The sequence below is a fragment of the Erythrobacter sp. QSSC1-22B genome (assembly GCF_001678665.1).
Lineage (GTDB): Bacteria > Pseudomonadota > Alphaproteobacteria > Sphingomonadales > Sphingomonadaceae > Qipengyuania.
The window spans coordinates 197,608-220,705 of record NZ_LZRP01000004.1 but is presented as its reverse complement, the minus strand read 5'-3'; the positions used below and the strand labels follow the sequence as shown (position 1 = coordinate 220,705).

The window sequence follows — 23,098 nt, the reverse complement described above, 5'->3', positions numbered from 1 at the left end:
TCGGATGGCTGGCGATGGTCATCCGCAGGCGATGGTGGTGATCGCCATGGCGCGGTCGTAGCCGACCCGGACCCGGTTCTCGCGATAGTCCATCGTCACCGCGCTGCCTTGCGGGACCCACTGGAATATCTCCGCACCGGTTTGTTCGCGGATGCGGGTGCCGATCTCGGCGGTTGCGCGCTGGCCGATCAGCTCCTGGCTGCTCTCGGCGCGGCACATCCCGCCATCGCCCGGCATCCGCTCGACAATTGCATCCCCGGTCTGCGCAGGGCTCATGCAGCCCGCGGTCAAAGCGGCAAGCGACCCGGTCAGGGCAAGTTTCACAATCGTCATATCAACTCTCGCATCGTTTGAGGGTCATTGGTTCGAAGCCCGCTTCCTCGCCCACCGGGGAAGGGATCAGGCGGTCGGTATCGGTCAGCGCGAACCGGCGTGTCATGGTCCAGCGCTCGCCCTGGCCCTCCATCGCCATCCCGGCGATGATCGCATCTTCGCCATCGGTCATGATGTCGGTCACCTGACCGCGCGCCTCGTAGAAGCCCAGCGTGTTGGCGCCGATCTCGATCCTGAGGTCGGACGACAGCGAGCAATCGCCATCCATCGCATCCCAGGCACCGCGAAAGCGCGCCGGAATCGCGCCGAGCACCTCGGGTTCGGCCTCGGGTGCCGGTGCCGGTGCCACTGGCGAAGGTTGCGCGGCGGGCTCGGGCTCGCTCTCCGCCGGCGCGTCGGGCTCCTGCGAACAGGCGGCGAGCGTGAGAGCAAGCGTGGCAACAAAGGCGATCCGCATCGCGCTCAACCCATCGTCGGGATGAGGAAGGCGTTCGACCCGTCGCCGCCACCATCGGGCCAGCGCTGGGTGACCTTCTTGGTCTTGGTCCAGAACCGCAGGCCTTCGGTGCCGTATTGGTCGATGTCGCCAAAGCCCGAACGCTTCCAGCCGCCGAAGCTGTGATAGGCGACCGGCACCGGGATCGGCACGTTGATCCCGACCATGCCGACATTCACGCGGCTGGCGAATTCGCGCGCCGCGTGGCCGTTGCGGGTGAAGATCGCGACGCCATTGCCATATTGGTGTTCGCTGGGGAGCCGGACCGCTTCCTCGAAATCCTTGGCGCGGACGATCTGCAGCACCGGGCCGAAGATTTCTTCCTGGTAGCTTTCCATCGAGGTGGTGACACGGTCGAGCAGCGTCGGGCCGACGAAGAAGCCCTTCTCGTGGCCCTGCAGCGAGAAACCGCGCCCGTCGATCACGACCTCGGCGCCTTCCTTCTCGGCGGTGTCGATCCAGCCCTCGATCCGCGCCTTGTGCTCGGGCGTGACCACCGGGCCGTAATGCGCTTCGGGATCGTTCGACACGCCGATCCGCAGCGCGTTGATCGCGGGGATCAGCTTTTCGCGCAACCGGTCGGCGGTGTCCTCGCCCACCGGCACCACCACCGGCAGCGCCATACAGCGTTCGCCAGCGGAGCCGAAGGCGGCACCGGCAAGATCGTTGACCACCATGTCGAGGTCGGCGTCGGGCATGACGATGCCGTGGTTCTTGGCGCCGCCCATCGCCTGGACGCGCTTGCCCGCGGCCGCGCCGCGCTTCGAGACGTAATGCGCGATGTCCGAGCTGCCGACGAAGCTGACGCCCGCGATATCGGGATGGTCGAGAATCGCGTCGACCATCTCCTTGTCGCCATGGACGACCTGCAGCAGCCCCTCGGGCGCACCGGCCTCGAGGAACAGTTCGGCGAGCCGTACGGGCACGGATGGATCGCGTTCGGAGGGCTTGAGGATGAAGGCATTGCCCGCGGCGATCGCCATGCCGAACATCCACATCGGGATCATCGCCGGGAAATTGAACGGGGTGATGCCGGCGCCGATGCCGATCGGCTGGCGCATCGAATAGACGTCGATCCCCGGGCCTGCGCCATGGGTGTATTCGCCCTTGAGAACCTGCGGGATGCCGCAGGCGTATTCGATCACCTCGAGCCCGCGCTGGACGTCGCCCTTGGCGTCGTCGACCACCTTGCCATGCTCGGAGGAGAGCAGCTCGGCGAGCTCCTGCATATTGTCTTCGATCAGCTGCTTGTAGGCGAACATCACCCGCGCGCGGCGCTGCGGATTGGTTGCGGCCCAGCCGGGCTGGACCTTCTTTGCGATCCCGACCGCATGGTCGAGCAGCGCGGCGTCGCCCAGTGCGACCTCGGCCTGGACCTCGCCGGTCGAAGGGTTCCAGATCTGGTGGGTGCGGCCGGTACCGGTCAGGCCGCTGGTGCCCCCGGAGATGACGTGGTCGATAATGCGCATGAATACCTCTCTTTTCTCCCCAACGGCCTAGGCGCGCGAGGGGTCCGAACGCAAGCGGTTACATTTGCAACCGGCGGTGCTGCAGCTTCGTCTGGAAATAGGGAGTGGAGCGGGTAGCGAGAATCGAACTCGCGCGTCCAGCATGGGAAGCTGGCAGGCTACCATTACATCATACCCGCGTCGTGGCGCATGTGCCGCGATGGCGCGCCGGCGTCAATATCCCTCTTGCGTCAGCGCGGTGGCATGCGGATCGCGCCGTCGAGCCGGAACTGATGCGCGTTGAGATAGGTGTTGCGCGCGATCTCGACGATCAGCGAGGCGAATTCCTCCGGATGGCCGAGCCGCTTGGGGAAGGGGACGCTGGCGTTGAGCTGGTCCCACATCTGCGGGTTGCGATCCTTCATCCCGAGCATCAGCGGGGTGGCGAAGATCCCCGGCATCACCGAGTTCACGCGGATGCCCATATCCATGAGGTCGCGGGCCATCGGCAGCACCAGTCCGTTCACCCCGGCCTTGCAGCTGCCGTAGATCACCTGGCCGATCTGGCCGTCCTGCGCCGCCACGCTGGCGGTCAGCGTGATGCAGCCGCGCTCGCCATCCTCGTTCAGCGGCTCGGCATTGGCCATCCCCAGCGCCGAGAGGCTGGCGATCCGGTAGGAGGAGACGAGTATGCCTTGCGCTCCGAAGGCATAGTCCTCGGTCGAGAGCCGCTTGTAGCCGCCGCTTTCCTTGTCCCAGCCCAGCGTCTTGCCGCGCCGGCTCGCCATCGCGCAATGCACCGTCACCCGCTCCTGGCCATGCGCGCTGCGCGCCGCCTCGAAGCCGGCGACCACCGAATCCTCGTCGGTGATGTCGACATGATGGAAAGTCCCGCCGATGGCGCTTGCGTGCGCCTCGCCCGCCTCGCGGTTGACGTCGAAGATCGCCACCTTGAGCCCGGCCTGCGCCAGCGCGCCCGCGCTCGCCTTGCCCAGACCCGATGCGCCGCCGGTCACCACCGCCGCCATGCCTTGCGTCAATTCCATCGTTCTCTCTCCCTGATTAGCTTTCGTCGCCGCGGGTGCTATCGCATGGCGCCGCGCACCGCCAGACAGGACCATCCATGCCGACCACGCCGCCATGACCGCATCGCTGTACTTCGCCATGGTCGCCGCCTTTCTCGCCGGGATCGGCGCGCGCGACCAGCTGATCGTCGCGCGGCTGAGCGGGCATTTCGGCGGTTCGCCGCTGGTGCTGGCGACGGGGCTTACCTGCGCCACGCTGAGCGCGGCGGCGATGGCCTGGGCTGGCTGGCAGATCGGGGCCATGCTGTCGGCTTCGGCCAAGGTCATGCTGGTCGCATTCGCGCTGGCGGCTGCGGCCTTCGAACTGTTCTGGCCGATCAAGGTGGCGCCGGCGCGCGAACCCACCCGCTCGCTCGTCGCGCTGGCGATCGTGCTGCTATTCCGCCAGCTTGGCGACGGCGCGCGCTTCTGCATCTTCGCCATCGCCGCCGCCACCGCCTCGCCGCAGATGACCGCGCTGGGCGGCGCGATCGGCAGCGGGGCCGCGCTGGCGATGGGCTGGGCGCTGGGCCATGCGCTCGAGCGCAAGTTCCCCTTGCGCCCGATCCGGATCGCGCTTGGCGTCATGACGCTGCTGACTGCGCTGGTGATCGGCCTGACCGCTCGCGGGATTATCGGGTGATCGACCCACTCGATCTCAGCAAGCGGGTGTCTGCATGAAACAAAGCGGTCACTGTCCCGTTCTAAATTCGATACACACGACGCCTGCGCAATCGCGGCGGAAACAGGAGGCATTATGACCGAACTCGGAAACAACGCAAAAGCCGGCCTCGTCGAGGCGCTCAACGGCGCGCTCGCGGACACTTTCGCGCTTTATATCAAGACCAAGAACTTCCACTGGCACGTCGCGGGACCGCGCTTTCGCGACCTGCACCTGCTGTTCGACGAACAGGCCGCCCAGCTGATCGGTACGGTCGACGACATCGGCGAACGCGTCCGCAAGAACGGCGAGAACACGCTGACCTCGATCGGCTCGATCGCCAGCGCCACCCAGGTCAAGGATCAGGACGACGTCACCATCAGCGCCGATGCGATGGTGGAGGAATTGCGCGACTCCAATCGCAAGCTCCACGAGCGGCTGGTCTCGGTGAAGGACGAGGCCGACGGCGTCGGCGACAACGCCACCAGCGGGATCGTCGACGACTGGATCGACCAGTGCGAGGAGCGCATCTGGTTCCTCGGCCAGACTGCGAAATAGACAGGCAAAACAAGACCCTTTCGCGAGGCGCGCGGCGCTCCTATGGCGGGGCAATGGATTCCGTCACCCGCATAGACGCCGCCTCGGATACAATGATCGCCGACTGGCTCGCCGCACGTTTGCGGCGAGCCTTCGACGCGTCTGGAGGGCCGGTGGCGATCACCGTCCCGGGTGGATCGACCCCGTTCCCGATCATCGAGGCACTGCTGACGCATGATTTGCCGTGGAAGCGGCTGGTGGTCTGGCCCAATGACGACCGCGTTGTCCCCGAGGACCACGAGGCCAGCAACACCGGCAAGCTGCGGGCACTGTTCGAGCCCGCCGGGGTCGAGGTCGTGACGCTGAGCGTGATGGAACAGGTTCCGCATTTCGCGCTGGCGTGGCTGGGGATGGGCGCTGACGGCCATATTGCCTCGCTGTTCCCCAACACCGATCCGAGCGCCGACGATCCGCGGAGCATGGTCCAGCTCACCCCCGATCCGCTCCCGCCCGAAGCGCCCTACGACCGGATCAGCCTGACCATAACCGCGCTGCTCGCCAGCGAAGAGGTCGTGTTCGTGATCCGCGGCGCCGACAAGAGCGACGTCATGGCGGCGGCACTGGCGGGGACCAGCGACCTGCCGGTCGCGCGCCTGCTCGCGGCTGCGCGTCAGCCGGTGACGGTATTCGCCGGATGATCACGCGATGATCGCAAAGCTCCACCGGCTCGCACTGCGCATGGCGCACGCGCTGCGGCACCGCTGGCGGGTGCTGCGCCGCACTCCGCTCGAAGGGGTGACGGTGATCGCCTGCGATCTGCAGGGCAAGGTGCTGTTGGTCCGCCACAGCTATGGGCCGCGCGGCTGGTTCCTCCCCGGTGGCGGGATCGGGCGCGGCGAGAGGCCCGAGCAGGCAGCGGTGCGTGAATTGCGCGAGGAGACCGGCTGCGTCGCCGAAGGCACGCGGCTGGTCGGCAGCTTCGAGGAACAGGTCTCGGGCTCGCCGCATACCGCGCATATCGTCACCTGCCTGACTGATGACGATCCGCAGCCCGACCGCCGCGAGGTGATCGAGGCGCGGTTCTTCCCCACCCATTCGCTGCCCGAACCGCTCAGCCCGCGCACGGCGGCGCGGCTGGCCTTCTGGCGCGACCCGGCGAACGCTGCGGTCGGCCATCGCTCGCTGGACTAGAACCCGCGCTACCGGCCCCCGTTAGAGCAACGACAATTGCGCATCGGGGCGGGGGGCTTCCTCCTGCGCACCCTCGCGTTCCAGCTTCGACAGCGTCAGCCCCATCAGCCGGATCGGCATCGGCAGCGGCAACAGCTCGTCGAGCAGCGCGCGCGCCAGCCCGGCGAATTCCTGCTTGTCGGCGATCGTCCGCGGCAACGATTTCGCGCGGCTCATGATCTGGAAATCGGTGTATTTGAGCTTGAGCGTCACCGTCCGCCCGCGCGCCTCAGCGCGGGTGATGCTGGTCCAGACGATGTCGATGATATCCTCCAGCGTCTCGCGCAGCGCCGGCCCGCTCGAGATATCCGAACCGAAAGTCCGCTCGCCGCCGACCGATTTGCGGATCCGGCTCGAGCGCACCGGGCGCAGGTCGATCCCGCGCGCCGCGCGGTAGAGATAATCGGCAAAGCTGCCGAAATGTCCGCGCAGCCACGCGATATCCTTGTCCGCCAGATCGGCGCCGGTGGCGATTCCCAGCCGCGCCATCTTCTCCGCGCCCTTGGGGCCGACCCCGTGGAAGCGCCGCACCGGGAGCTGCGCGACGAAAGCCGCGCCTTCGCCGGGGCGGATCACGCACAGCCCGTCGGGCTTGTTCTGGTCGCTGGCGATCTTGGCGAGAAACTTGTTGTAGCTCACCCCGGCGCTGGCGGTGAGCCGGGTCTTGGCGCGGATTTCCTGGCGGATCAGCTCGGCGATCCGGGTCGCCGAACCAATCCCGAGCTTGTCGGAGGTGACATCGAGATAGGCCTCGTCGAGGCTCAGGGGTTCGACCAGTTCGGTGTGGTGGCGGAACACCGCGCGGATCTGCTGGCTGACCTCGCGATAGACCTCGAAGCGGCTCTTGCAGAAGATCAGGTCGGGGCACAATCGCTTGGCGGTGACCGAGGGCATCGCGCTCTTCACCCCGAACCGCCGCGCCTCGTAACTTGCCGCCGCGACCACGCCGCGCCCGCCCGAACCTCCCACCGCCACCGGTTTTCCGCGCAATTCGGGATGGTCGCGCTGCTCGACGCTGGCGAAGAAGGCATCCATGTCGACATGGATGATCTTGCGCAGTCCCGCGGCTTCGGCGCCTTGCGCCTCGCTCTGCTCGCCATCCCCGGCGCTGTTCTCGCTGTGCTCATCGTGCCTCATCACGAGTCAAAGATAGGCCAGCGGGTTGCAAATCGGAACCGTTCGTTCCAATTCGCATATTGTGCAGATGCGAAACAATCTTTCCGCGGGTGGCGAGCCCCACAATCCGGCCGAACAGGCCCGCCGTCCCGCCGGGTCGGCGCAGCGCAAGCCGTTGCGCGAGCGCGAGCTGATCTGGATGATGGCGATGCTGATGGCGCTCAACGCCTTCGGCATCGACGCCATCCTCCCCGCGCTCGACGAATTGTCGGTGACGCTCGGGGCGCAGGGCAACGACCGCCAGTTCGTAATCGGGGTCTATCTGCTCGCGGCCGGCATCGGCACGCTGGTTCCCGGCGCCTTCGCCGACCGCTTCGGGCGCCGCCCGGTGCTGTTCGTCGGGCTTGCCGCCTATATCGCGCTCTCGCTCGCCTGCGCGCTGGCGACCACATTCGACGCGCTGGTGCTGCTGCGCGCGGCGCAGGGCTTCTTCGCCGCCAGCATCATCGCGCTCCCGCCTGCCATCATCCGCGACCGCGTCGGCGGCGACAAGATGGCGCGGATGATGAGCCTGATTTTCGTGATCTTCCTGCTGGTCCCCGCGATCGCCCCCTCGATCGGGCAGGGCGTGCTGCTCTTGACCGGCGACTGGCGCTGGATCTTCGTGACCATGGCGCTGGCCGGGGTGGTGATGTCCGCGTGGGTCTTCACCCGCCTGCCCGAAACGCTCCACGACGAGGATCGCCAGCCGATCTACATCCCGCAGATCGCGCGCAACATGGCGAGCGCGGTCAGCCTGCGCTCGACCGTGGGCTACACTTTGGGCAGCGCTCTGGTGTTCGGGGGCCTGTTCGGCTTCATCAATTCCAGCCAGCAGCTGATCGGCGAGGCCTTCGGTGCGGGTGACGACTTCCCGCTGATCTTCGCGATCTGCGCGGGCTGCATGGCCATCGCCAACTGGCTCAACAGCCGGATCGTCGAGCGCTATGGCGCGCGGCGGGTGAGCCATGCGGCGCTGTTCGTCTTCATCCTCGTTGCCGCGGCGCAATTGTGGTTCGCCAACCAGCCCGACGAGAGCTTGTGGACCTTTGTCCCGCTGATGGCCGCCAACATGAGCTTGCTCGGCTTCATCGGCGCCAATTTCGGCTCGATCGCGCTCCAGCCATTCCGCCATATCGCCGGTGCCGCCAGCTCGGCGCAGGGCTTTCTGCGGATGACCGGGGGCGCGGCGCTGGGTGCATATATCGGCTATGCCTACGATGGCACCGCGCGGCCGCTGGCGCTGGCGCTGCTGGTGACCGCGGTGCTGAGCCTCTTCTTCGTGCTGTTCTCCGAACGCGGCACGCTGTTTGGCCCGCCCGAGCCCGAGGACGGCTAGGCCGCTACGAGGAGGGCATCGGTCCGGCCAATAGCCCCCCTCGCTCCCGCAGCTCCGCTCAGGGCGCGGAGGTATGGCTCCGGATCAGGCCGCGCGCCTCCACGATGGCATCGGCTTCGCTCATCTCGCCCGCCTCGATCGCACTGCCCATTTCCAGCAACCTGCCGCTGATTACGGTGCCGGTCTGCGCTTCCTCCTCCAGCACGAGGCCGCCATGGCGTGCGAAGGTATCGTCCCAAGTGGAGCGTACAGCCTGCCAGTAGCCCGAGGTCGCGGCCCAATAGGAGTCCGCGGCGGCGACATCGTAATCGGCGAAGCGGGTGTAGGTGTTGAGGACATATTCCTGCACCACCGGCTCGGCCTTGTCGCCGACGAGGTCCAGCTTGGTGTTGTCCTGCCAGTGGATCCAGCCATCGGGGGTCAGTTGGTGGCAGTTGATCGCGGTGTAGAGATCGTAGACCGGATCGCGCACTGCATCGCGCCGCGCCAGGGGGCGGTTGGTCCAGTTGGAGCGCCAGCGGCGCACGCCATTGGTCGTCTCCCACTCGCCCCAGCCGGCATAGCGCGGGCTGTCGTCGACCTGATAGACGGTCTGCGACCAGCGGCCGTTGCGCATCCGCTCGGGCACTTCCGACCAGACCCAGGTATTGGGCGCATCATAGGTGAGGATTTTCTCGGGCTCGTAGGCCCAGTCCTGGCGCCAGTGCTTGATGACGAAGCTCTCGCCGTCATGCTCGGCCACCAGCAGGTGCTGGAGCACGATCTTGTCGCCCGTATCCTCGATTACCCGGACGGATTCGTGGCCGCCTGAAATCTTGCGCTCGAGCGGCTCGTAACCGGGCCGCCACGCTGTCGATTCCTGCATGTCGAAGCGCACGCGGTAATCGCCCGCCATCGCGAGGATGGTTTCGCGGTCCGCCTCGAAGCTGGCTCGCTCCTCGGCTTCGCTGCCCGGGGCAATGGGGCCATCGGCCAGCGCGGGTGCGGCTGGTACGGCGAGGGCGAGGGCGAGCAGCGATGCGCTCGCCAGAGTTTTCAGGCTTTTCATGGTAAAGGTCCCCTTCTCTTCAAATCAGTGTCTTGAAATCGATGTTGGAATGGTCGCGGTGGAATGCTGTGGGCGTTCAGAAACGCACCCCGATCGAGGCGCTGAAATTGCGGCCCGGCCTTGTGTAGGCATCGGTCGTGGTGGACGATGCGCTCAGCCCGCGCACATCCGACCAATAGGCGTAGGTCTCGTCGGTGATGTTGAAGATGCCGGCGCGCAGCGTCACATCCTCGCGCAGCCGGACGAAGGCGGTCGCGTCGAGAATGGTGAAGGCGGCGGGGCGGAAGCAGTCGGTGGTGCACACGCCTTGCGCATCCTCCTCAGCCTTGCGCGAGTGGTGGGTGAGGATCAGCTCGGCCCCCAGATTGCGGTCGGGCGCGCGCCAGCCGATTCCGGCCACGAGATTGAGCGGGTCGACCGAAGCCAGCGGGGTCTTCGTGCCCGCAGGATCGATGATCTTGCCATCGGCATAGGCGATGGCGAAGCGGCCGAATGCGCCATTGTCGAGCGCGACCGAAGCCTTCGCCTCGAGCCCTTCGACCTCGACCGCATTCAGATTGACGAACTGGTAGATCGCGGGATCGCTGGGAGTGAAGGATCCGCCGACTACCTGCTGGTCGATGAAATCCTCGTAATCGGCACGGAAGGCGGCGAGGCTCACTTCAAGATTGTCACCGAGATAGCGGATACCCGCCTCCACGCTCTCGCTGCGTTCGGGGCCGAGATCGGGATGGGGCGCCGACGTGTAGCCGAAGGCCAGGTTCTCGAAGAAATTGTTCACCTGGTAGGGTGTGGGTGCACGGAAGCCCTGCGCATAATTGCCGAACAGCAGGATGCGCGGCGCGACCTGGGCGGTGATCCCGAGCTTGGGCGACAGGCGGCTGCCGCTCTGCCCCGATCCGGCGAAATCGGGCAGCAGCGGGTCGTCGGTGGGATCGAGTTCGTAGAAGTCGAACCGCAGGGCCGGGAAGATGGCGAGCGCCCCATCGAACAGGCTCAGTTCGTCGGCGAGATAGATCCCGCCCAGCGTGAAATCGGTCGCGGGGAAAGCGCGGGTCGGATAGACCTCGCCTGCGGGCGGTTCGGTGCCATCGCGCAGGCCCTCCTGCCGGGTCCAGCTGACGTCGCCGCCAAGGGCGAGAACATGGCTGGCACCTCCCAGATCGAAGCTGCTGCGCGTCTCCAGCGTTGCGCCATAGACTTCGTTGTCGAAGGTGTTGAGCCGCTCGCGATCGGGGCGCGGCGTGGCCCCAACAGGGGAGCGGTCCTCGGCGGTGAACTGCACGTCCTGGCCATCCTGCCAGTAAGCGGCGGCATGGGCGTAATCGAGAAAGCCCTCGCCCTCCCAGGTCCAGTCGAGCGAGAGGCGCGAACGCTGCGTCGTGTCGTGGGCGGTCAGGCTGTCGACGATCCAGCTCGGGCTGGGGCCGAACAGGAAGGCGGGGCCTTCACCCGACAGGATGGTGCTGTCGAGCGTGCTTTCGAGATGTTCGCCGGTCAGGCGCAGGCGGTGGCCACCCGTTTCCCAGACGATCTTGCCCAGTAGCGCATCCGACGAACCGTCCTGTGGGTTGGGCAGGGTGCGGGTCTCGCCGAGCCCGCCGACACTCGCCTGATTGTCGAGCTCTGCGAAATCGCGCCGCGAATAGGCGAGCATGGCCGAAACATTGCCGCTGCGGGCGGCAAGCGCCGCGGTCTCGGCCCATTCCTCGTCGGCGCTCGAATACTGGCCGGTGGCAAAGCCGCCGACGGTATTGCCGGCCTTGATCAGATCGGCGGGATCGCTGGTGGTGAAGCTGACCGCGCCAGCGAGGCCATCGCTGCCATACAGCGCCGATGCGGGGCCGCGCAGGATTTCGACCGATTTGATAAGCGACAAATCGGCATAGCCGCCGCGACCCGCTTCCTGCGCGCCGAAGCTGAAGCCCTGGGGGGAGCGGATGCCATCAACCTGGATCAGCACGCGGTTGCCGCCGATCCCGCGAATGGTGAACTCCTCGTTGCGGGCACGGCCCGTCGTGCCCATCGCCGCGCCGAAGCGCGCCGGGGCGCGGCGCACCGAAACCCCCGGTTCGTAACGCACCAGATCCTTGATGTCGGTGACGAAGTGCTCGGCGATTTCCTCTGCGTCGATCACGGTGACGGTCGCCGGCACCTTTTCCTCGGCCAGCGGGGTACGCGTAGCGGTCACGACGATCTCGGAGCGCTTGGGATCGGTTTCGGTCTCCGCTTCCTCGGCAGCGCGCAGCGAATGCGCCTGCATGGCCATTGCGAGCGCCAGCGATGCGCACAGCGGCCGGGCAATGCGCTGCAGCGGACCGCGCTGAGCCGGCCAGCGGCTGCAGCCGAGCGGGGTCTTGTGGCTCGCGCGTTCCTGCACCACCGGACGCTGGCGCCCGCCCGACGCTGCGCCTGCTGCATCCTCGCGCAGGTGAATGGTCTTGCTGTCTTGTGATGCGCCGGTGCGGTCGGAAATCATGCTTGCCCCTTATGGTTCTGGAATGCGCAATTGAGAATGCGAATGAGTCGCATTACTAATATGATGAGATTGGGCGTCAAGCTCCCTCTTGCGAATTGTTCGCAATTTTGGCGGTTTGCAGTTTTCGACAAGGCGGTTGGGGTGGCAGAACGGCTCCGCAGCGATGGACAGCGAAGGGGCGATGCCCTAGAAGTTTGTCATCCCCGGGGAGCCAGTGTTGGCTGAGAGGGGCAGGTCATGCTGCCCGACCCGTTGAACCTGAACCCGTTAACACGGGCGGAGGGAGGGCCCGGTCTGTCGCTTCGCGTACCGCCGGAAAACTCTCTCCCGCCTGAGGAGATAGACCCCATGGCCGATGTGAATTCCCCGCACGAAATCAGCCCCACCGGCGAGCCCGTCACCGTCACCACCGGCCCGATCCGCGGCAGCCGCAAGGTCCATGTCGGTAAGCTCGGGGTCGCCATGCGCGAGATCGATCTGGCGGGCGGCGAGGCGCCGGTGCGGGTCTACGACACCTCTGGCCCCTACACCGATCCCGCCACCACCATCGACATTCAGGCCGGCCTCGCGCCCCTGCGCCGCGACTGGCAACTGGCGCGCGGCGATGTCGAGGAATACGCCCCCCGCGAAGTCCGCCCCGAGGACAATGGCCAGCTCGGCCCCGACCGTTCGGGCGGCGTCCCTCCGTTCCCCGCCGCGCTGCGCCGCCCCTTGCGCGCCAAGGCCGGGGGCAACATCAGCCAGATGTATTACGCGCGCCAGGGCATCATCACGCCGGAAATGGAATACGTCGCCGAGCGCGAGAATCTGGGCCGCGCCCGCCTCGCGGAATACACCCGCGACGGCGAGGACTGGGGCGCCCAGATCCCCGATTACGTCACCCCCGAATTCGTCCGCGACGAAGTGGCGCGCGGCCGCGCCATCATCCCCAGCAACATCAACCACCCCGAGTGCGAGCCGATGGCGATCGGGCGCAATTTCCTCGTCAAGATCAACGCCAATATCGGCAATTCCGCCGTCGCGTCCGACGTGGCCAACGAAGTCGACAAGATGGTCTGGTCGATCCGCTGGGGCGCCGACACGGTCATGGACCTCTCCACCGGCCGCAACATCCACGACACCCGCGAATGGATCGTCCGCAACAGCCCCGTGCCCATCGGTACCGTGCCGATCTATCAGGCGCTGGAAAAGGTCGGCGGTGTCGCCGAAGACCTGACGTGGGAGATCTACCGCGACACGCTGATCGAGCAGGCCGAGCAGGGGGTGGACTATTTCACCATCCACGCCGGGGTGCGGCTCCCTTATGTGCCGATGGCGGCCAAGCGGATGACCGGGATCGTCAGCCGCGGCGGGTCGATCATGGCGAAATGGTGCCTCTCGCACCACAAGGAGAGCTTCCTCTACGAGCGGTTCGACGAGATCACCGAGATCTGCAAGGCCTACGACATCGCCTATTCGCTGGGCGACGGCCTGCGCCCCGGCTCGATCTACGATGCCAATGACGAGGCGCAATTCGCCGAGCTCTACACGCTGGGCGAGCTGACCAAGCGCGCCTGGGCGCAGGATGTCCAGGTGATGATCGAAGGCCCCGGCCATGTGCCGATGCACAAGATCAAGGAGAACATGACCAAGCAGCTCGAGGCCTGCGGCGAAGCGCCGTTCTACACCCTCGGCCCGCTCGTCACCGATATTGCGCCGGGCTACGATCACATCACCAGCGGCATCGGCGCGGCGCAGATCGGCTGGTATGGCACCGCGATGCTCTGCTACGTCACGCCGAAAGAACACCTCGGCCTGCCCGACCGCGACGATGTGAAAGTGGGCGTGGTCACCTACAAGCTGGCCGCGCACGCCGCCGATCTCGCCAAGGGTCATCCCGCGGCGCAGGTCCGCGACGATGCCTTGAGCAAAGCCCGCTTCGAGTTCCGCTGGCGCGACCAGTTCAACCTGTCGCTCGACCCCGACACCGCCGAGCAATATCACGATCAGACGCTTCCCGCCGAAGGTGCCAAGACCGCGCATTTCTGCTCGATGTGCGGGCCCAAGTTCTGCAGCATGAAGATCAGCCAGGAAGTCCGCGATTTCGCCGCGAAGCAGAATACGGACAGCTATCTCGCCGCCGAGAACATCCGGTCCGAAACCCCGCCCGAGGCGCGCGCCAATGCCGAGGAGGGGATGGAAGAGATGTCGCGCCGCTACCGGGAAAAGGGCGACCGGCTGTACCTGCCCGAAGACGAGGTGGACGACGCCGCGCCCGCCAAATAGGCTGGCGAAACAGGCTAGCCAGGCAGGCAGTCTGGCTGGGACAGGAGAGCGCCGATGGCCGAGACCGATGCGAAAGCGATACTGGACGACCGGCGCGAGCGGCGGCGCCTGCCGCTGGTCGGGCTGGTCCTCTCGGCGCTCTATGTCGCGGGGGTGACGCTCTATCTGTTCATGCAGGGCCAGAACCCCGCCGATCTCCGGCTCAACGAGCTGGGCGATTTCCTCGGCGGGGTGTCCAGCCCGCTGGCCTTCCTGTGGCTGGTGCTCGGCTTCTTCCAGCAAAGCCGCGAGATTCGGCTGAGCGGCAAGGCGCTGCACCTGCAGGCCAGCGAAATGCGCCGCAGCGTCGACGAACACCGGCGGCTGGCGGGCGGCGATGCGGGCGGTGATGCGGGTGGGCAATCCGCTCGCGACTGAGGGGACAAGCCGCAAGTGTCGGGAACCCCGGCGAATCCCCGCCCGTTGATCGGGAGAAGGAGAGGCACATGGCCCGCAACACCGATGACGGTCACCGCACCGGCTCAGTCGACGATCGCACTCAGGTCAAGAACCCGGTCACCGGCAACTGGACCAAGCGCAACCGCGCGGAGGGTTCGGACGAAGCCGGACAATTCATGGAAGTCAAACAGGACGGCGAACCCTTCAAGGGCGTCGCGAAGGAACCCGACGGGCGACGCGACGTCGACTGAGCGGGCCGGGTGAGGTGGCCGGGCGAGAGGGCCGGGCGAGGGGCCCGGGCCGGAACCCCGCCCACCTCGCGCCCGGCATTCCCGACCCCGGCGGCACCTAGCCCGCGATATCGAAATCGCCTTCCTCTTCGCCGTCCCAATAGGCGGCGCGGGTGGCCTTGACGTGGAGCATGACCATGCCCTCGGTCTCGGTGCCATCCTCGAACCAGCGGTCGAGATCCTTGGTCCAGTGCTTGGCGAAGGCGGCCTTGTCGCGCACGATCTCGGCGCGGCCTTCGACCGAGATGAAGATGCCCGGCGCGCCATCGGCGGAACCGCGGCCCTGCAGCGACAGCCCGACCTTGGGGTCGCGCTTGATATCGTCCACCATCAGGCAGTCTTCCCAGGTGAAATAATAGCTGTCGCCGTCGTAATCGACCTGGCGATTGTTGCTCATCGGCCGCGCACCGATCTGCCCATCCTTGGTGTGGGTGTTGAGCATGACGAAATCGATGTCCTTCATCGCCTCGGCGATGTGAGTCAGATGCTGCTGCTGGGTCTTGTCGGTCATGGCGCGCTCCTTGGGCGAGTGTCGAGCCTAAGCGCGCGGCGGGGGTGGGGGTTCCGGGAGGCGGCGTGATGCGCGAGAGCTAATTAGGATGGACTTACCTCAGCTCAGGGTAAATTAGCAGCTTGATGCGAACACTGTAGAGCAATATCGCGACCTCACTTGCCCGGCGGTGAGCTTGGCTACCGAGCATCTTTTATAGAAGATAGTCACGCTCGGGTGCCTTCGCCGCAAAGCAGAAATCGAACAACTTTCGGCGGCAATCGCATCAACCACCATTGCGCGAATAAAGGGATTGAGGGAATGAGCGACGACAAGCGCTATCAGGTTTTTGTGAGTTCGACTTATTTAGATCTCGTCGAAGAACGAAAGGAAGTGATGCAGGCACTCTTGGAGCTTGATTGCATTCCAGCCGGGATGGAACTGTTTCAAGCTGCAGACGAGGATCAATGGTCTTTGATCAAGCGAGTGATAGATGATTGTGACTATTACATGGTCATAATTGGCGGCAGGTACGGGTCTCTCGGTCCAGACGGTATAAGCTACACCGAGATGGAATATCGCTATGCCCTTGAAATTGGAAAACCTATTGTCGCTTTCCTTCATCAAAAGCCTGATGAATTAGCCGCAAAAAAGACTGAGGTTAACGCAGATGGTGCTGAGAGATTAGAAGCGTTTCGGGAGCTATGCCAACAGCGCGTTGTCAAGTACTGGGACGGCCCGCAAAGCCTTGGATCTGTGGTAAGCCGATCAATTGTAAGGCTCATCAAAGATCGGCCTGCTATCGGCTGGATAAGGGGCTCGGCGGTTGCCTCTGATGACGCAAACAGAGAAATAGTCCAACTTCGTAAAAAGATAGATGAGCTTGAAGGTCTTTTGCAAACTCGCGCGACCTCGAAACCAGAAAATACGGACAACTTGCTCCAGATAGGGGATATGCTTCCTGTTTCTGCAATTGCCGGAATGGAGAATTTACGACAGTCGTATAGAACGGATTATACGACGTTTAATTTTTCTCTACCATTCGAATTATTGTTCAAGAAGGTTGGCCCTAAGCTCTTGGAAGAGGTTCCGGAGGCCACGCTAAAGGCGGCGGTGGACCATGCATGTCGCGAGACGCTCGTGCCAGAAATACTTGAGATACCGGAATATCAAGGCCGTACTATTGAGACCGTAAAATCGAGTGAAGACAGCTTTCAAAAGATGAAGGTTCAGTTGATCGCACTCGGTTTAATTGTAAAAGGAGACAAGAAGAGGACTGTGAGCGACAAGAACGTTTATTGGAAATTAACTCCTTTCGGGGAAACGCAGACGATGAAGATGATCGCCATGCGAAAAGGCGTCGAGAATTAAGTAAATTGTTGGTGGCCGCGAACGTTTTGTGGACCCGGTTGACAGTGTATCTAATTCCCCACAACCAACTTCTCCACCAGTGCCCTTAGCTCCCGCGCCGTCGTGTGCCCCGCGACAATCTCGTGATACCCGATCCCCGCCTTGCGCAGCGCTTCCTTCTTCACTGCATCGCGCGCGGCGGCTGATGGCCCTGCGTGGTGGCCCGAGCCCTGATATTCGAGCGCGTGAACCACGCGGCAGTGCTCGTCCATCAGCGCGAAATCGACGCGTTTGGAATTGATCGCGCGGAAAGCATCGTCGTCGCGGCTTTGGAGGAATTCGCCAAGGCTCACCTGCGCCATCACCTGCCAGCCGGGATTGCGCGCGATCACTGCCTGATCGAGCGCGGCGAACACCTTGGCCTCCGACTTGTTGAGCAGGCTGCGCGCGGTGAATGTCGCCCGGCTGACCGCCTTCAACTGGTCGGCGGCGAAATCCGCCGAACCGGCGGGGGAGCCCTTCGCAGCCTCGCCCACTTGCCGACCATTCGGCTTGCCGCCCTTGGCCGCATTGCGCCCGCGCCAATAGGCCTTGCGCCGCTCGCGGTCGGCGCTGGCCAGCACGCGCTCCAGCGCAATCCCGATCGCTGCGCCCAGCGCCAGCACGATAAACAGCGCCAGCGGCCGGTCGAGCAAAAAGTTGACGGTCTCCATCGGTGATGAATTTACGCCGCGATGTTTGAGAATTGGTGAAGCGAGAGCGGGCGCAGGATTGCCGCAACGGAGCTCCAATGTTATAACGCCCGTATGAACAAGCAGCTCAAGATCACCCGCATCGGCAATTCCGCCGGGATCGTCCTGCCCAAGGAGGTGCTTGAGCGCCTGCGCGTCGGGCCGGGGGACATGATCCATCTGACCGAGGCGCCCGATGGGATGCGGCTGACGGCCGCCGATCCCGATTTTGCGGAAGACATGGCGCTGGCCGAGGAGATCATGCGCAAGGATCGCAACATCCTGCGCGCGCTGGCGAAGTAGGTGAGCGAGCGGCAGGAGCCGCGCTGGGTGCGCGAGCGCAGCGCGCTGGCGCTGCACGATCGGCAACTGGCCGAGCATGGCGGACCCTCCGGCGTGCGCGATGCCGGGATGCTCGCCTCGGCCCTCGCGCGCCCGATCAACCAGTGGGCCTGTGGCGAGGATGATCTTTGCGCGCTTGCCGCAGCCTATGCTTTCGGCCTCGCGCGAAATCACCCGTTCGCCGATGGCAACAAGCGCACGGCCTGGGTCGTTGCGCGTCTGTTCCTGCGCAAGAACGGCATCGAGATCGACTTCACCGAGCGCGAGGCAATCGCCATCGTGTTGACCCTAGCGGCGGGAGAACTGGCGGAGGACGAACTGGCCGACTGGTTCCGGCAGCACCTCGCCACGGAGTAGGCTCAGGGGTCCCACAAAAACCATTTTCCTACAGACCCCCATCTGTGGCTTATCCTGATGGATGAAGCAGACACCTCCGCAGACCCCGCCCCGCACTCCGCCCCGAAGCAGCGCGCACCGGCCCGCCCCGAACGCGCCCGCTTCCACTCCCACAACCCCCGCAGCGCTCGCCGCCGGGCTCTCGCTCAGCGTGCTCGCCGCGGCGCAGGCGGCGCTGCCTGCGGTCAGGCGTCGGCGCGCGGCTGCCGCGATGCCGCGCGAGCCGCGCTGGACCACGGCGCGGCAGGTCGCGTTCCTCACCGCGCTGGCGGACACGCATAGCGTCGTCGAGGCCGCGCGCATCGCGGGGATGTCGCGCCAGTCGGCCTATCGGTTGCGCACGCGGCTACGCGGCCAGCCGTTCGCGCGGGCCTGGGATGCGGCCTATACCAGCGCGCCGCACAGCCTCTATCGCGCCGCGCTCGAACGCGCGATCGCGGGCGTCGAGATGCCGCATTACGCGGGCGGCGAGCTGGTCGGCACCTCGCGCAAGTTCGACGAGCGGCTGACGCTCGCACTGCTGCAGATGCCCGCCCCGCCGCTTGGCATGGTCGCGTGCGACATGCCGGGCAGTTGCTACGATCTCGACGATTTCTCCACCCTGCTGGGGCGCGTCGAACTGGGGCCGCAGCGCTTCGAGAGCTGGGAAACCGAAGACGTGGTGCTCGCTCTGGAGAATGCCGGGAAGGGCGGGGAGGCCGGGGAGGGCGAGGAGACCGGGGATGCCGGGGAGGGCGGGGAAGCTCGCGAGGAGGACCCCCTTACCCCCGGTTCGTCACCCTGGCGCACATAAGGTTCAGTAATTTCAATGCTTTGGGCGAGGCGGCGAGGGTGACACCCGTGTAACCCGCTGTAACCCGGCGTAATCCCGTAGCACTCCCGGCCCCAATATCGGGCTGCACAGCATGGCCGCAAGCGCCCGCATGACAAGCGCGCCGCGCATTGCTATCGGGCCGCGATGCTCAATCTGAATGGAATCACGGTCCGCCTCGGCGGCAATGCCATCCTCGATGGCGCCAGCGCCGCGCTGCCCACCGGCGCGCGGGTCGGACTGGTCGGTCGCAACGGTGCGGGCAAGTCCACGCTGATGCGGGTGCTGACCGGCGAGATCGACCCCGACGATGGCGAGATCGAGATGCCGAAGAAGGCGCGGCTGGGCTATCTGGCGCAGGAAGCGCCGGGCGGGGCGGCGAGCCCGTTCGAGACCGTGCTCGACGCCGATCTCGAGCGCACCCGGCTGCTGGCCGAGGCCGAGGGGCTGACCGATGCCGGGCGGCTGGCGGATATTCACGAACGGCTCAACGCGATCGATGCCCATGCCGCACCCGCGCGCGCCGCGAAGATTCTGGTCGGGCTGGGGTTCGACGAGGAGATGCAGGCGCGCCCGCTCGACAGCTTCTCCGGCGGCTGGCGGATGCGCGTGGCGCTGGCCGCGCTGCTGTTTTCCGATCCCGACCTGCTGCTGCTCGACGAGCCCTCGAACCACCTCGATCTCGAGGCGACGCTGTGGCTCGAAAGCTTCCTCAAGGCCTATCGCGGCACCATGCTGGTGGTCAGCCACGAACGCGACCTGCTCAACAATGTCGTCGACCATGTGCTGCATCTCGATCACGGGCAGACCACGCTCTATCAGGGCGGCTACGATGCCTTCGAGCGCCAGCGCTCCGAACGGATGGCGCAGGCCGAAGCGACGCGCGAGAAGCAGCTGGCGCAGCGCGCCAAGCTGCAGAGCTTCGTCGATCGCTGGGGCGCCAAGGCGCACACCGCGCGCCAGGCGCAGAGCCGGATGAAGGCGCTGGCACGGATGCAGCCGGTCGCGGCGGCGCTGGAAGATCCCAGCCTGTCGTTCGATTTTCCCAGCCCCAACGAGATGCGCCCGCCGCTGATGGTGCTCGAAGGCGCCGCGGTCGGCTATGCCGAGGGCGAGCCGATCCTGCGCGGGCTCGACATGCGGATCGATCCCGACGACCGGATCGCGCTGCTGGGCCGCAATGGCAATGGCAAGACCACGCTGGCGCGGCTGCTCGCGGGCCAGCTCGAGCCGATGGCGGGCGAGATCCTCGCGGGCGGCAAGCTGCGGGTCGGCTATTTCACCCAGTACCAGGTCGAGGAGCTCGATGGCAGCGACAGCCCGCTGCAGCATATGTCGCGGCTGATGCCCGATGCGCCCCCCAAGATCGTGCGCGCGCAGCTGGGCCGGTTCGGCTTCTCGGGCGAACGGGCGATGCGCGAAGTCGGCAAGATGTCGGGCGGCGAGCGCGCGCGGCTGGCGCTGGCGCTGGTTACCCGCGACGCGCCGCATATGCTGATCCTCGACGAGCCGACCAACCACCTCGATGTCGATGCCCGCGAGGCGCTGGTCCAGGCGCTGGGCGCCTATGAGGGCGCAGTGGTGGTGGTCAGCCACGACCGCCACATGCTCGAACTGACCGCCGACCGGCTGATGCTGGTCGATGGCGGCACCGCGACCGAATTCGACGGCAGCCTCGCGGATTACACCGACATGATCCTCGGCCGCGATCCGAAGAAGGCCGGCAAGCCCGCCTCCGCGCCGCAGGGCAACCGCAAGGATGCGCGCCGCGCTGCGGCAGAGGCGCGCGAGCAGACGCAGGGTCTGCGCAAGACCGTCAAGACGGCGGAGGCCGAGATCGCGAAGCTCGAGGCGCGCAAGACCGAGCTCGACCGCGCGATGTTCGATCCCGGCTCGGCCGCGAGACAGGATGCCGATCGCAGCATGACCGAGCTGATGAAACTGCGCGCCGATACCGTCGCCGGGATCGCGACCGCCGAGGCGCGCTGGATCGCGGCGTCCGAGGCGATCGAGGGGGCAAAGGCAGCCTGACGGCAAGGCGCCGGAGGTCGCAGAAAGCGGCCTGACGAGGCGCGAACAGGTGGCCGACCAAAACCCGGACTTGAAACCGGCGTTCCCTGTCCCTATTACTTGCGTCGCGGACCGGGCCCCTCTGGCGCGCGCTTCCTGAGCGCGCGTGATGTCGGACCGCATCGGACAACCGATGCACGCAAGACCCGGGCTCGTATTCCCTGACCTGCGACATCATCGGCCTCCGATTGTGAATGTCACGAACAGGGAGATTTGCGCCGATGTGCCGCAGCTACACAACGACCAAGATTGAACCGGCGAATCGGCTGGCCTTATCCTTTTCCGTCCGTCCGATTCGCGAGATGCAGCCATGATCGTCACCGCACTGATGGTGATCGGCGGGTTGATCCTGCTCGTCGCCGGTGGCGAATTGCTGGTCCGCGGCGCGGTAGCGCTGGCGGAACGATTGGGCGTGACTCCGCTGGTGATCGGACTGGTGATCGTCGGCTTCGGCACCTCCATGCCCGAGCTGGTGACCAGCGTCGAAGCTGCCATGGCGGGTTCGCCGGCTATCGCCTGGGGCAATATCGTTGGCTCCAATATCGCCAACACCCTTCTCATTCTCGGCGCCGCCGCGGTGCTCGCGCCGATTGCGATCCGCCAGGGCGCGGCCTTGCGCGACACCGGCGTGGCGCTGGTCGCCACGCTCGCGCTGGCGGGCATCGCCTGGACCGGGCTTTCGGGGCTGGGTCTGGGCCTCGCCCTGCTCGCATCGCTGATCGTCTATGTCGGTTATTGCTATCGCGAGGAGCGCGTTCAGGCACCCGAAGTGATCCACAACGCGCCCTATGATCGCTCGCTGGCGCTGGAACTGGCCGATCCCACCCTCCACCAGCCCGCCAGCCCGGGATGGCTGCGTCCGGTGCTGCTGACCCTTGCCGGGCTCGCGGTGCTGGTGGTCGGCGGCAGGCTGCTGGTGACGGGCGCGATTGATCTCGCGCAGATGGCGGGGCTCAGCGAGACATTGATCGGCCTGACCATCGTGGCAATCGGCACCTCGCTTCCCGAATTGGTCACCTCGGTGATCGCGGCGCGCAAGGGCGAACCCGAGGTCGCCTTCGGCAATGTGGTCGGCTCCAACATCTACAACATTCTCGGCATCGGCGGGGTGACCATGATGGTCGCACCCCAGGCGATACCGGCCGACCTGCTGCCATTCGATATCGGGATCATGGCGCTCTCCGCGGTCGCGGTGATGGCGCTGGCCTGGTTCTTATCGGGCGTGAACCGTATCGCCGGAATCGCGTTGGTACTTGGGTACGCCGCCTTTCTGGCGTTGCTCGTGGCCACGGCATGAGGCCCTCTCTCGACCCTTACGACTTTCATGAAGCCCAAGGAGTGAAGACATGAATACCAGACGACAGATACTCGGCGGTACCGGCGCGCTTGGCGCGGCGGCCCTGGTGGGTGGCGGCTCCAGCCTCGCCGCCGCTCCGGCGGGAGGCACGGTCTTGCCACCCGCCCCACCTGCGAGCGAATTGACCCCGGCGCAGGCGCTCGAGCTGCTGCGCGAAGGTAATGCCTCCTTCCTGCGCGGCGAGCAGCCCAGCGGGATCAGCAATGCCCAGCGGCGGCTCGATCTGGCTCGCGGCCAGGCTCCCTTTGCCGCATATGTCACGTGTTCCGACAGCCGGGTTCCGCCCGAATTGCTGTTCGGCCGCGGGCTCGGCGAATTGTTCATCATTCGCAACGCCGGCAACACCGTCGACACGGTCGCGCTTGGCTCGATCGAATATGCCGTCGCTGTCCTCGAGACGCCGCTGGTGGTGGTGATGGGCCATGAAAGCTGCGGCGCGGTTGCCGCGGCTGCCAAGGTGGTCACCGACAACGCCACCTTCCCCGGCTCGATCGGTCGGATGGTCGAGCCGATCATCCCGGCCGTGCTGATGGCACAAAACGAAGAGGGCGATCTCGTCGACAATTCGGTGCGCGCCAACGTCCGCCGCGTGGTGCGCCAGCTGCGCGAGCAGACCGATCCGATCATGCTCGATCCCCAGCGCGACGGGCGGCTCTGGGTCGTCGGCGCCTATTACAAGCTAGACACCGGCGAAGTCGACTTTTTCGATCTGCCCGAATAATCCAAACTGGCTGGCGACCTTATCCAGCAGGTGCATCATGCATCTGC

Annotated in this window: 24 protein-coding genes, 1 tRNA gene and 1 riboswitch; of the genes, 15 read left to right on the top strand and 10 right to left on the bottom strand. The window is 65.7% G+C overall.

The window, feature by feature from the left end:
• Positions 1 to 18: 18 nt before the first annotated feature.
• From A9995_RS08715 to A9995_RS08695, 5 genes are all read right to left on the bottom strand, one after another.
• On the bottom strand, positions 19 to 333 hold the full coding sequence (locus tag A9995_RS08715; RefSeq protein ID WP_067611587.1) for an I78 family peptidase inhibitor: 315 nt from the start codon (positions 331 to 333) through the stop codon (positions 19 to 21).
• Between the two features lies 1 nt (position 334).
• Positions 335 to 790, bottom strand: coding sequence for a hypothetical protein (locus A9995_RS08710; protein ID WP_067611584.1), 456 nt, complete (start codon positions 788 to 790; stop codon positions 335 to 337).
• Positions 791 to 795: 5 nt separating this feature from the next.
• On the bottom strand, positions 796 to 2,298 hold the full coding sequence (locus tag A9995_RS08705; RefSeq protein ID WP_067611582.1) for a CoA-acylating methylmalonate-semialdehyde dehydrogenase: 1,503 nt from the start codon (positions 2,296 to 2,298) through the stop codon (positions 796 to 798).
• Positions 2,299 to 2,403: 105 nt separating this feature from the next.
• Positions 2,404 to 2,477 (bottom strand) — tRNA-Gly (locus tag A9995_RS08700).
• A gap of 51 nt (positions 2,478 to 2,528) precedes the next feature.
• Positions 2,529 to 3,323: an SDR family oxidoreductase gene (locus tag A9995_RS08695; RefSeq protein ID WP_067611579.1), complete on the bottom strand. Its 795-nt coding sequence runs from the start codon at positions 3,321 to 3,323 to the stop codon at positions 2,529 to 2,531.
• A 94-nt stretch (positions 3,324 to 3,417) separates the two neighbouring features.
• On the opposite strand from A9995_RS08695, the gene A9995_RS08690 reads away from it, so the two are divergent.
• From A9995_RS08690 to A9995_RS08675, 4 genes are all read left to right on the top strand, one after another.
• Positions 3,418 to 3,984: a hypothetical protein gene (locus A9995_RS08690; RefSeq protein ID WP_067611576.1), complete on the top strand. Its 567-nt coding sequence runs from the start codon at positions 3,418 to 3,420 to the stop codon at positions 3,982 to 3,984.
• Positions 3,985 to 4,098: 114 nt separating this feature from the next.
• Positions 4,099 to 4,560, top strand: a complete 462-nt coding sequence (locus A9995_RS08685; protein ID WP_067611573.1) for a Dps family protein — start codon at positions 4,099 to 4,101, stop codon at positions 4,558 to 4,560.
• Positions 4,561 to 4,613: 53 nt separating this feature from the next.
• The gene (locus A9995_RS08680; protein ID WP_067611570.1) at positions 4,614 to 5,237 is read left to right on the top strand and encodes a 6-phosphogluconolactonase; all 624 of its coding nucleotides are present in this window, start codon (positions 4,614 to 4,616) and stop codon (positions 5,235 to 5,237) included.
• A gap of 7 nt (positions 5,238 to 5,244) precedes the next feature.
• Complete coding sequence (locus tag A9995_RS08675; protein ID WP_067611567.1) at positions 5,245 to 5,730, top strand: NUDIX domain-containing protein; 486 nt, start codon at positions 5,245 to 5,247, stop codon at positions 5,728 to 5,730.
• A gap of 21 nt (positions 5,731 to 5,751) precedes the next feature.
• On the opposite strand, the gene dinB is transcribed toward A9995_RS08675, so the two are convergent.
• Positions 5,752 to 6,906 (bottom strand): DNA polymerase IV, encoded by a 1,155-nt coding sequence (dinB, locus tag A9995_RS08670; protein ID WP_067611563.1) that lies wholly within the window; start codon positions 6,904 to 6,906, stop codon positions 5,752 to 5,754.
• Positions 6,907 to 6,973: 67 nt separating this feature from the next.
• Between dinB and A9995_RS08665 the strand changes: the two genes are divergently transcribed.
• Positions 6,974 to 8,263, top strand: a complete 1,290-nt coding sequence (locus tag A9995_RS08665; RefSeq protein WP_067611562.1) for a multidrug effflux MFS transporter — start codon at positions 6,974 to 6,976, stop codon at positions 8,261 to 8,263.
• Positions 8,264 to 8,321: 58 nt separating this feature from the next.
• On the opposite strand, the gene A9995_RS08660 is transcribed toward A9995_RS08665, so the two are convergent.
• Both A9995_RS08660 and A9995_RS08655 read right to left on the bottom strand, forming a co-directional pair.
• Entirely contained in the window at positions 8,322 to 9,311 is a 990-nt protein-coding gene (locus A9995_RS08660) for a DUF6607 family protein (RefSeq protein ID WP_067611561.1), read from the bottom strand.
• Positions 9,312 to 9,387: 76 nt separating this feature from the next.
• The gene (locus A9995_RS08655; protein WP_233998143.1) at positions 9,388 to 11,790 is read right to left on the bottom strand and encodes a TonB-dependent hemoglobin/transferrin/lactoferrin family receptor; all 2,403 of its coding nucleotides are present in this window, start codon (positions 11,788 to 11,790) and stop codon (positions 9,388 to 9,390) included.
• Positions 11,791 to 11,984: 194 nt separating this feature from the next.
• Positions 11,985 to 12,092, top strand: a riboswitch (TPP riboswitch).
• Between the two features lie 46 nt (positions 12,093 to 12,138).
• Here A9995_RS08655 and thiC point away from each other — a divergent pair.
• The 3 genes from thiC (at position 12,139) to A9995_RS08640 (ending at position 14,744) form a co-directional block, all read left to right on the top strand.
• On the top strand, positions 12,139 to 14,055 hold the full coding sequence (gene thiC, locus A9995_RS08650; protein WP_067611560.1) for a phosphomethylpyrimidine synthase ThiC: 1,917 nt from the start codon (positions 12,139 to 12,141) through the stop codon (positions 14,053 to 14,055).
• Between the two features lie 54 nt (positions 14,056 to 14,109).
• The gene (locus tag A9995_RS08645) at positions 14,110 to 14,472 is read left to right on the top strand and encodes a hypothetical protein (protein ID WP_067611559.1); all 363 of its coding nucleotides are present in this window, start codon (positions 14,110 to 14,112) and stop codon (positions 14,470 to 14,472) included.
• A 68-nt stretch (positions 14,473 to 14,540) separates the two neighbouring features.
• Complete coding sequence (locus tag A9995_RS08640) at positions 14,541 to 14,744, top strand: hypothetical protein (RefSeq protein WP_067611557.1); 204 nt, start codon at positions 14,541 to 14,543, stop codon at positions 14,742 to 14,744.
• Between the two features lie 97 nt (positions 14,745 to 14,841).
• On the opposite strand, the gene A9995_RS08635 is transcribed toward A9995_RS08640, so the two are convergent.
• A complete protein-coding gene (locus A9995_RS08635) occupies positions 14,842 to 15,294 on the bottom strand; it encodes a pyridoxamine 5'-phosphate oxidase family protein (protein ID WP_067611555.1) in 453 nt (150 codons plus the stop codon).
• Between the two features lie 300 nt (positions 15,295 to 15,594).
• Here A9995_RS08635 and A9995_RS08630 point away from each other — a divergent pair, with 300 nt between their 5' ends.
• Positions 15,595 to 16,644 (top strand): DUF4062 domain-containing protein, encoded by a 1,050-nt coding sequence (locus A9995_RS08630; protein ID WP_067611542.1) that lies wholly within the window; start codon positions 15,595 to 15,597, stop codon positions 16,642 to 16,644.
• Between the two features lie 50 nt (positions 16,645 to 16,694).
• Here A9995_RS08630 and A9995_RS08625 read toward each other — a convergent pair whose 3' ends face one another.
• On the bottom strand, positions 16,695 to 17,336 hold the full coding sequence (locus A9995_RS08625; RefSeq protein ID WP_067611538.1) for a DUF2726 domain-containing protein: 642 nt from the start codon (positions 17,334 to 17,336) through the stop codon (positions 16,695 to 16,697).
• Positions 17,337 to 17,429: 93 nt separating this feature from the next.
• Between A9995_RS08625 and A9995_RS08620 the strand changes: the two genes are divergently transcribed.
• From A9995_RS08620 to A9995_RS08595, 6 genes are all read left to right on the top strand, one after another.
• Positions 17,430 to 17,657, top strand: coding sequence for an AbrB/MazE/SpoVT family DNA-binding domain-containing protein (locus A9995_RS08620; RefSeq protein WP_067611535.1), 228 nt, complete (start codon positions 17,430 to 17,432; stop codon positions 17,655 to 17,657).
• Complete coding sequence (locus tag A9995_RS08615) at positions 17,658 to 18,053, top strand: type II toxin-antitoxin system death-on-curing family toxin (protein WP_067611532.1); 396 nt, start codon at positions 17,658 to 17,660, stop codon at positions 18,051 to 18,053.
• Positions 18,054 to 18,114: 61 nt separating this feature from the next.
• On the top strand, positions 18,115 to 18,885 hold the full coding sequence (locus A9995_RS08610) for a helix-turn-helix domain-containing protein (protein WP_067611531.1): 771 nt from the start codon (positions 18,115 to 18,117) through the stop codon (positions 18,883 to 18,885).
• 165 nt (positions 18,886 to 19,050) lie between these two features.
• A complete protein-coding gene (locus tag A9995_RS08605) occupies positions 19,051 to 20,934 on the top strand; it encodes an ABC-F family ATP-binding cassette domain-containing protein (protein WP_067611528.1) in 1,884 nt (627 codons plus the stop codon).
• A gap of 349 nt (positions 20,935 to 21,283) precedes the next feature.
• The gene (locus A9995_RS08600) at positions 21,284 to 22,270 is read left to right on the top strand and encodes a calcium/sodium antiporter (protein WP_067611525.1); all 987 of its coding nucleotides are present in this window, start codon (positions 21,284 to 21,286) and stop codon (positions 22,268 to 22,270) included.
• A 49-nt stretch (positions 22,271 to 22,319) separates the two neighbouring features.
• Complete coding sequence (locus tag A9995_RS08595; RefSeq protein ID WP_067611522.1) at positions 22,320 to 23,051, top strand: carbonic anhydrase; 732 nt, start codon at positions 22,320 to 22,322, stop codon at positions 23,049 to 23,051.
• The last annotated feature ends 47 nt before the right edge of the window (positions 23,052 to 23,098 follow it).

Coding starts and splice junctions, on each gene's coding strand:
- A9995_RS08715 (WP_067611587.1), bottom strand. CDS start 333: ATGACGATTGTGAAACTTGCCCTGACCGGGTCGCTTGCCGCTTTGACC.
- A9995_RS08710 (WP_067611584.1), bottom strand. CDS start 790: ATGCGGATCGCCTTTGTTGCCACGCTTGCTCTCACGCTCGCCGCCTGT.
- A9995_RS08705 (WP_067611582.1), bottom strand. CDS start 2,298: ATGCGCATTATCGACCACGTCATCTCCGGGGGCACCAGCGGCCTGACC.
- A9995_RS08695 (WP_067611579.1), bottom strand. CDS start 3,323: ATGGAATTGACGCAAGGCATGGCGGCGGTGGTGACCGGCGGCGCATCG.
- A9995_RS08690 (WP_067611576.1), top strand. CDS start 3,418: ATGACCGCATCGCTGTACTTCGCCATGGTCGCCGCCTTTCTCGCCGGG.
- A9995_RS08685 (WP_067611573.1), top strand. CDS start 4,099: ATGACCGAACTCGGAAACAACGCAAAAGCCGGCCTCGTCGAGGCGCTC.
- A9995_RS08680 (WP_067611570.1), top strand. CDS start 4,614: ATGGATTCCGTCACCCGCATAGACGCCGCCTCGGATACAATGATCGCC.
- A9995_RS08675 (WP_067611567.1), top strand. CDS start 5,245: ATGATCGCAAAGCTCCACCGGCTCGCACTGCGCATGGCGCACGCGCTG.
- dinB (WP_067611563.1), bottom strand. CDS start 6,906: ATGAGGCACGATGAGCACAGCGAGAACAGCGCCGGGGATGGCGAGCAG.
- A9995_RS08665 (WP_067611562.1), top strand. CDS start 6,974: ATGCGAAACAATCTTTCCGCGGGTGGCGAGCCCCACAATCCGGCCGAA.
- A9995_RS08660 (WP_067611561.1), bottom strand. CDS start 9,311: ATGAAAAGCCTGAAAACTCTGGCGAGCGCATCGCTGCTCGCCCTCGCC.
- A9995_RS08655 (WP_233998143.1), bottom strand. CDS start 11,790: ATGATTTCCGACCGCACCGGCGCATCACAAGACAGCAAGACCATTCAC.
- thiC (WP_067611560.1), top strand. CDS start 12,139: ATGGCCGATGTGAATTCCCCGCACGAAATCAGCCCCACCGGCGAGCCC.
- A9995_RS08645 (WP_067611559.1), top strand. CDS start 14,110: ATGGCCGAGACCGATGCGAAAGCGATACTGGACGACCGGCGCGAGCGG.
- A9995_RS08640 (WP_067611557.1), top strand. CDS start 14,541: ATGGCCCGCAACACCGATGACGGTCACCGCACCGGCTCAGTCGACGAT.
- A9995_RS08635 (WP_067611555.1), bottom strand. CDS start 15,294: ATGACCGACAAGACCCAGCAGCAGCATCTGACTCACATCGCCGAGGCG.
- A9995_RS08630 (WP_067611542.1), top strand. CDS start 15,595: ATGAGCGACGACAAGCGCTATCAGGTTTTTGTGAGTTCGACTTATTTA.
- A9995_RS08625 (WP_067611538.1), bottom strand. CDS start 17,336: ATGGAGACCGTCAACTTTTTGCTCGACCGGCCGCTGGCGCTGTTTATC.
- A9995_RS08620 (WP_067611535.1), top strand. CDS start 17,430: ATGAACAAGCAGCTCAAGATCACCCGCATCGGCAATTCCGCCGGGATC.
- A9995_RS08610 (WP_067611531.1), top strand. CDS start 18,115: ATGAAGCAGACACCTCCGCAGACCCCGCCCCGCACTCCGCCCCGAAGC.
- A9995_RS08605 (WP_067611528.1), top strand. CDS start 19,051: ATGCTCAATCTGAATGGAATCACGGTCCGCCTCGGCGGCAATGCCATC.
- A9995_RS08600 (WP_067611525.1), top strand. CDS start 21,284: ATGATCGTCACCGCACTGATGGTGATCGGCGGGTTGATCCTGCTCGTC.
- A9995_RS08595 (WP_067611522.1), top strand. CDS start 22,320: ATGAATACCAGACGACAGATACTCGGCGGTACCGGCGCGCTTGGCGCG.